Origin of the sequence: Corallococcus sp. 4LFB (genome assembly GCF_046520365.1) — a bacterium.
In the GTDB taxonomy this organism is placed as follows: domain Bacteria; phylum Myxococcota; class Myxococcia; order Myxococcales; family Myxococcaceae; genus Corallococcus; species Corallococcus caeni.
On sequence record NZ_JBKGHJ010000472.1, the window covers coordinates 1 to 6401 of the forward strand.

Sequence of the window (6401 nt, forward strand, 5' to 3'; positions counted from 1 at the left end):
CGCCCGCCAGCACCAGCCCGACGCCCCCTACCACTCCCGCGAGCCAGCGCCGGGACGCGGGCTTCGTGGGAGGCGTGCCCGCCACGACCTCCGGCGCGGGAGCCTGCACGGGAGCGGACCTGTTCTGCGCGGTCAGCGCCTTCATGCCCGTGGCGCTCGGGCGGGCCACCTGCTGCCCGTACGTGTTCGTGCCCGGGCCCACCACGGGCGGGGCAAGCGCCGCGAACTCGGGTCCGTCGGACGCGCGGCGTGAGCGTGGCCAGCGTGGGGATGCGCGTCTTCTCCGTGACGCGCTCCTCGCCGAAGTGGTGGCGCAGGAACGTGCCCAGCGCCGGGGCGCCCGCGGCCCCGCCCTGGAGCCCCGTCGCGAAGGCCTCCAGCGCGACCGCGAAGTCCTCCGCGGTCGCGTACCGGTCCTCCGGCTTGAACGCCATGGCCTTGAGGATGATGGCCTCCAGGCCCGCCGGCAGGTCCGCCCGGAGCGCGCACGGCTTCTCGAAGTCGCCCTGCAGCAGCGCGTTGAGCACCGCCAGGTCGTTCTCGCGGGAGAAGGGCCGCACGTGCGTGACGGCCTCGTAGAGGCTGACCCCCAGCGAGAACACGTCCGCGCGGTGGTCGACCTCCTTGCCCTGCGCCTGCTCCGGCGCCATGTAGATGTACTTGCCCTTCACCACGCCCGTGCGCGTCTGGACCAGGCGCGACTCGGCCTTGGCGATGCCGAAGTCCAGCACCTTCACCTGGCCCTGGTACGTCACGTACAGGTTGGACGGCGACACGTCCCGGTGCACCACGTGCAGCGGCTGGCCCTGCTCGTTGGTGAAGGTGTGCGCGAAGTGCAGGCCCCGCGCCGCGTCGATGAGCACCCGCAGCACCACCGGCAGCGGCACGTACTGGCGCCTGCGGCCCGCGAGCCGCAACGTCGTGGAGAAGTCCTCGCCCGCGAGGTACTCCATGCAGATGTAGTAGCAGCCCTCCGTGAAGCCCAGCTCGTGGATCTGCACGATGTGCGGATGCGACAGCTTCGCCGCGAGCCGCGCCTCGTCGCGGAACATCTCCACGAAGTCGGGGATGGCCGACAGCGTCGGCAGCATCCGCTTGAGCACCACGTTGCGCTCGAAGCCGTCCGCGCCCAGCAGCTTGGCGAGGAAGATCTCCGCCATGCCGCCCTCGGCCAGCTTGCGCACGAGGACGTACTGTCCATAGGGCTGGAGGATGGGCGCGGTGGACGCGCCGGCGGGATCCGGAATGGGAACGTTGGGCGGTGCCATCCCTCAAGGTCCTCGCGTTTTCAGGGTGCGCACCGTGAGTACGTCCGGGGCACCGGGACGCGTCATCTTAAACACCAGCAGGGGGGGCATTCCCATGGGGGGGACCCACGTATCGAAGCGGTGCTTGGCGTCCAGGGGCACGGCCCGTCCGTTGATGGACAGGCGGGCATTCACGGGCGCCACGCCCGAAGCCCGCACCTTCTCCGCCGCCGACGCACCCTGGCGCGGGCTGTCCACCACCAGCCCCACCACCGAGTTGTCATAGACGAGCTCCAGCTTGTTCATGCGCCCGCCCTTGAGGGCCGCGCCCGCCTGCGACAGCGGCGTGACGGACCACACGTAGCTGCCCTCGCCCAGCGCCCCCGCCTCCAGCGCCGCGCGCGGCTCCGACACCGTGCGCTGCACCACGGGCGTCGCCAGCGAGCCCGCCTTGTACACGGCCACGCGATAGGTATGGGCTCGCGGTTCCTCGCCGTAGGTGAACGTCACCGCCGGGGGCTTGTCCTGGTAGAAGATGGTCGTCTTCTCCGGCCCCTCCGGCACCACGTTGCGCACCCGCGCCAGCGTGCGCGTGGGGGATTCCGGGGCGAAGTGGACGCTGCCCGCCGCGACCTGCGTGCCGTCCTCCTTGCGCGCCCGCCAGTACAGCGTGCCCCGCGCCAGCGCGGACACGTTGACGGAAGCGCGGTGCACCCGGCCCCAGAGCACCGGGCGCTTGAAGGCCGCGTCCCGCGCCGCCTCCACCACCGCGTCGCCCTCGCCCTCCCAGGTGAGCGCCACCTCCGAAAGGCCCCGGTGGAAGACCTCCGTGCCCGCGCCCGGGCCCACCGCCACCACCGCCGCCTCCAGCGGCTCCACCTTCGCGGTGCCGTCCGTGGCCACGGTGGCGCGCTCACCGGCGCGCAGCTCCTGCCGCGCCTCGCCCCGCCGCAGCGTCACGTCGCCCGTGTGCGCCGCCACCTGCATGCCCGCCTGGGTGCGGCGGATCTCCAGCCGCGCCCGCTCCCGGACTCCACCGTCATCTCCGGCAGCACCACGCGGCTCTGGCGCCCCATGGCGAGCTGCACGGCCAGCAGGCCCCGCAGCAGGTTGACGCGCGCCTCGTCGATGGTGCCCTGCTGCCCCGCGCCCTCCAGCACCGCCTCCGCGCCCGGAGCGAGCGTCAGCACCGAGCCGCTGTCCTTGAGCGACAGCACCGCCTCGCCGCCCTTCGCCCGCACGCCGTCGCCAAAGGCCAGCACCTCGCCGTCGCGGCGCACCTTGCGCCAGCGGCCCGTGTCCTTCGACTTCACCTCCGCGTTGCCGGAGGTCGCGCGCACCGTCACCGCGATGGGCGCCAGCTCCACGATGCGCGGGGCCGCGGGCGTCACCTCCGCGCGCTCGCGCGTCAGGTCCACCGCGTCGCCCTGCGCCGCGCGCAGCGTCCTGCCGTCCTTGGAGACCAGCTCGATGGCGCCCAGCTTCACCTCCACCCGCGCCGAGTCCTCCGCCACCGCGACCTTCACCTCCGACGGCTCCGGCCCCACGCGCGTGAGGCCGAAGGGGGTGAGGATGTTCAACGTCACCTTGGAGCCCGCGCTGTCGGCCTTCCCGCCCGCGGGCACGCGCGACAGCACGATGCCGCGCTCCACCTTCATCACGATGCCCGTCGCGTCCGAGCCCACCGCGAACCGGCCCTCGCTGCCCACCTCCACCGTCCGGCCGCCCGGGAAGCGCACCGTCGCGGAGCCCTGCTCGCCCGTCTCCACCGCGTCGCCCGCGAGCAGCGGCCCCTCCACCGCCGGCCCCACCTTGCCGCCGCGCTCCAGGCGCACGTCGCCGGACAGCCCTTCCAGGCGCCCGATGGGAACGACGGCCCCCGCGTCCACCTCCACTACGGGCGGAGGCCTCGGCGCCTCCTCGCGTTCACACCCCGAGCAGCCGGAGAGGAGGACGAGCAGCGACAGCGCCAGGATGCGGACAGGACTCACTGAAACCTCGGCGACGACGGACGGGCGTCGCGGTGGCACCGCGCGACTCATCGGCGCCTCGGGAACAGATCAACGTTGAGGATGGCCTGCTCGCCTTCGCGCACGGTGATCCGCTTCGTCTGAGTCACGTGCCCGGCGGCGGACAGGGTGATGCGGTACGTGCCGCCGCGGACGCGCGCGGTGAAGGCGCCGCTCCTGTCCGTGCGCGTGCGCACCTTCGCCTGCGGGATGCGCACCGTCGCCACCAGCGGCTTGCCGCTCCGAGCGCTGCGCACCTGGCCCACCAGCGTGGCCAGCTGGCCCTTGCGCTCCTGGGACAGCACCACCACCAGCTCCGACGTCTGCCCCGCCACCACGACCGCGGCCTCTTCCGTGGCGCGGAAGCCCGGCGCCGACATCGCCACGGCCACCGGTCCCGGCGCGAGCCCTTCCAGCAGCGCCTCGCCGCGCGTCCGTGCGCAGCTGGGCGGCGCCCGAAACGACCTGCACGTCCGGCACCGGCGACCCGCCCATGCCCTGCACCACCTTCACCTTGAGGGAGCCCGTGGCCGGCGCCTTCTTGCGCAGGCGCAGCTGCACGGGCGCGCTCTCCGTGTCACCGCTGACGGTGGCCACCGCCATCGCGTCCTCATAGCCCTCCACGCTCGCCTGCGCGGACTGCGAACCCTCGGGGAGCAGGACCCGCAGCTGTCCCTGTGCGTCCGCCACCAGCTCCTCGTTCGTGCCCGGCGTCTTCAAGGAAGGCACGCGCACGTGCGCGCCCGGAAGCGGTGCGCCCGTCTCCGCGTCCACGACGCTCAGCGCGACGAAGGCCTGGCGCGGGCCCTCCACCACGGGCCGCGACGTCCGGACCTCACCGCCCAGCGCGACCTCGAAGCCCAGGCCGATGCGGCGCATCCGCTGTTCCGAGCGCAGGCCGCTGTCCTCCAGCTCCATCGTGTCGTGCGTCTGCTGCACGTCCAGGAGCAGGCGCCCCGTCCAGCCGTCCCGGCTCACCACCGGGTACAGCAGCGCCGCGCCCACGACGTAGCCGGACGACGACGCCTTCAGCCCATCCGCCGCGTGCGCGGAGAGCGTCAGCGGCACCTCGCCCCGCGCCTCCAACTGGAGCCGCGCAGGCAGCGCCACCAGCACCCGCGCGGACACCAGCGCCGCGTGCCGCACGCCCCGCTGCAACACCGGCGCGTAGGTGAAGCCGCCGAACAGCGGCAGCTGCGCGAAGCCGTACCCAGCGCCCAGCTCCAGCCGCACCGGCCCCAGGAACAGGCGCCCGCGCGGCCCCACCGAGCCGCGCACCAGGCTGCCGCCCGTCACGCGCGACGACGCCTCCCGAAGCTCGAACGCCTCGCGCTGCAGCTCCACCTGGCCGCCCAGGGACGTCCCCGCCCAGCCCAGCAGCGTCAGCGCCACGTCGTTCGGCGTCAGACCGGAGTAGGTGAGCCCGGGCCCTACATCCACCTGCTCACCCTGGCGCGAGGACAGGCCGTAGCGCAGGCGCAGCGAGCCGCGCTCGGACTCGGGGGTTTGCGCACGGGCGCCCCCGGCACAAGCGAGCGCCAGGGCGAGGACGAGCAGGCGCGGGAGGATGTCGGTGAGGGGGCTCGGGCGGCGCAAGGCCCGGGAGAGTATAGAGAAGAGGGGCAGGTGTCCCAACCCGCGAAGCCGTCATTCCTTCAAGAAGCGGCGCGGATCACGGCTGGCTTCTTGCTGGAGTGGAACTGCTTTGCTAAGCATGACGGCGGTCGGTAGCGCCTCGTCTAACCTCCGGGATTCACTCCAGAAACATCGGAGCGCCGCCGTGCGCGGGGCGAGCGAACGCTGAGGAGCGCATACGCCCATGGGCACGCAACTGGTGATGTACGAAGAGGAGTTCACCAAGATCAACGCCGTTTGCGACCGGCTCACCAAGGACGCGAACGCGAAGGTGGTCTTCCTCGTCGACAAGAACGGCCAGCTCATCTCCTCGGCCGGCCAGACGCAGAACATCGACACCACGTCGCTCGCGTCGCTGACGGCCGGCAACGTGGCGGCCATGGGCGGTCTGGCGAAGCTGATCGGGGAGAATGAATTCCCCAACCAGTTCCATGAAGGGGCGAAGGACAGCCTCTACATGACCATCGTGGGCAGCCGCGTGGTGCTGGTCGTCATCTTCGACAACCGCACGAGCCTGGGTCTGGTGCGCCTGCGCATCAAGAAGGCCAGCGACGAGCTGACGAAGATCTTCGAAAGCCTCGTGAAGAAGACCGACAGCCCCGGAGCCGGTTCGCCGTTCGCCGAGATCTCCGACGACGATATCGACAACCTCTTCAGCGAGTAACCCGGGAAGCCATGTCCTTCATCAATTACTCATCCCGCGAAATCAACTGCAAGATTGTCTATTACGGGCCGGGCCTCTGCGGGAAGACGACCAACCTTCAGTACATCTACAACAAGACCGCGGCGGACACGAAGGGCAAGCTCATCTCCCTCTCCACGGAGACGGACCGCACGCTCTTCTTCGACTTCCTGCCCCTGTCGCTCGGTGAGATCCGCGGCTTCAAGACGCGCTTCCACCTCTACACGGTGCCCGGCCAGGTGTTCTACGACGCCAGCCGCAAGCTCATCCTCAAGGGCGTGGACGGCGTGGTGTTCGTCGCCGACAGCCAGATCGAGCGCATGGAAGCCAACATGGAGTCGTTGGAGAACCTGCGCATCAACCTGGCCGAGCAGGGCTACGACCTGAACAAGATTCCGTACGTCGTGCAGTACAACAAGCGCGACCTGCCCAACGCGGTGACCGTGGAGGAGATGCGCAAGGCGCTCAACCCCCGGAACATCCCGGAGTACCAGGCCGTGGCCCCCACGGGCGTGGGCGTCTTCGACACGCTCAAGGCCGTGGCGAAGCTGGTCCTCACCGAGCTGCGCAAGGGCGGCTGACACTTCGCCTGCTCCCCTGCCCGGCGGGCTGCCCCCCACCGGGCAGCCCCCGGCAAAGGATGGTATGACCTCGTGCCGTCGGGCAGAGCCGCCTTCCGAGGTCGTACCGTGCGCGTCGCATCCGCCACCTTCCGTCTCCTCGCGCTCCTGAGCGCTGGCCTGTCCGGGCCGGTGTTCGCGCAAGGTGCGTCCCCCACCCCCGCTGCTCCTCCTCCCGCCGCGCCGGCCGCCGCCGCCTCGCAGCCCG

At 71.5% G+C, this 6401-nt stretch carries 5 protein-coding genes and 2 pseudogenes; 2 read left to right on the top strand and 5 right to left on the bottom strand.

Translation table 11 applies throughout. From position 1 onward, the window contains the following. The 5 genes and pseudogenes from ACLEQD_RS34355 to ACLEQD_RS34375 form a co-directional block, all read right to left on the bottom strand. Window positions 1-1268, bottom strand: a pseudogene (locus tag ACLEQD_RS34355) (serine/threonine-protein kinase); the annotation flags it as partial. A gap of 3 nt (window positions 1269-1271) precedes the next feature. Further along, on the bottom strand, window positions 1272-2234 hold the full coding sequence (locus ACLEQD_RS34360) for a hypothetical protein (RefSeq protein ID WP_410389887.1): 963 nt from the start codon (window positions 2232-2234) through the stop codon (window positions 1272-1274). Further along, window positions 2204-3238 carry a hypothetical protein gene (locus ACLEQD_RS34365; RefSeq protein ID WP_410389889.1) on the bottom strand — a complete coding sequence of 345 codons (1035 nt, stop codon included), beginning with the start codon at window positions 3236-3238 and terminating at the stop codon, window positions 2204-2206. Before ACLEQD_RS34365 ends, ACLEQD_RS34360 begins: the two co-directional genes overlap by 31 nt. Before the next feature lie 47 nt (window positions 3239-3285). Next, entirely contained in the window at window positions 3286-3636 is a 351-nt protein-coding gene (locus ACLEQD_RS34370; RefSeq protein WP_410389892.1) for a carboxypeptidase regulatory-like domain-containing protein, read from the bottom strand. A gap of 232 nt (window positions 3637-3868) precedes the next feature. Then, a pseudogene (locus ACLEQD_RS34375) lies at window positions 3869-4174 on the bottom strand (hypothetical protein); the annotation flags it as partial. Window positions 4175-5075: 901 nt separating this feature from the next. Between ACLEQD_RS34375 and mglB the strand changes: the two are divergent. Together mglB and mglA are read left to right on the top strand one after the other, a co-directional pair. Then, window positions 5076-5555: a gliding-motility regulator GTPase-activating protein MglB gene (gene mglB, locus ACLEQD_RS34380; protein ID WP_002637270.1), complete on the top strand. Its 480-nt coding sequence runs from the start codon at window positions 5076-5078 to the stop codon at window positions 5553-5555. 11 nt (window positions 5556-5566) lie between these two features. After that, a complete protein-coding gene (mglA, locus tag ACLEQD_RS34385; RefSeq protein WP_014394794.1) occupies window positions 5567-6154 on the top strand; it encodes a gliding-motility regulator Ras-like GTPase MglA in 588 nt (195 codons plus the stop codon). Window positions 6155-6401: the final 247 nt, after the last annotated feature.

Bases quoted from the DNA above. Each gene is read 5' to 3' on its own strand.
- ACLEQD_RS34360 (WP_410389887.1), bottom strand. From the start codon at position 2,234: ATGCAGGTGGCGGCGCACACGGGCGACGTGACGCTGCGGCGGGGCGAG.
- ACLEQD_RS34370 (WP_410389892.1), bottom strand. From the start codon at position 3,636: ATGTCGGCGCCGGGCTTCCGCGCCACGGAAGAGGCCGCGGTCGTGGTG.
- mglB (WP_002637270.1), top strand. From the start codon at position 5,076: ATGGGCACGCAACTGGTGATGTACGAAGAGGAGTTCACCAAGATCAAC.
- mglA (WP_014394794.1), top strand. From the start codon at position 5,567: ATGTCCTTCATCAATTACTCATCCCGCGAAATCAACTGCAAGATTGTC.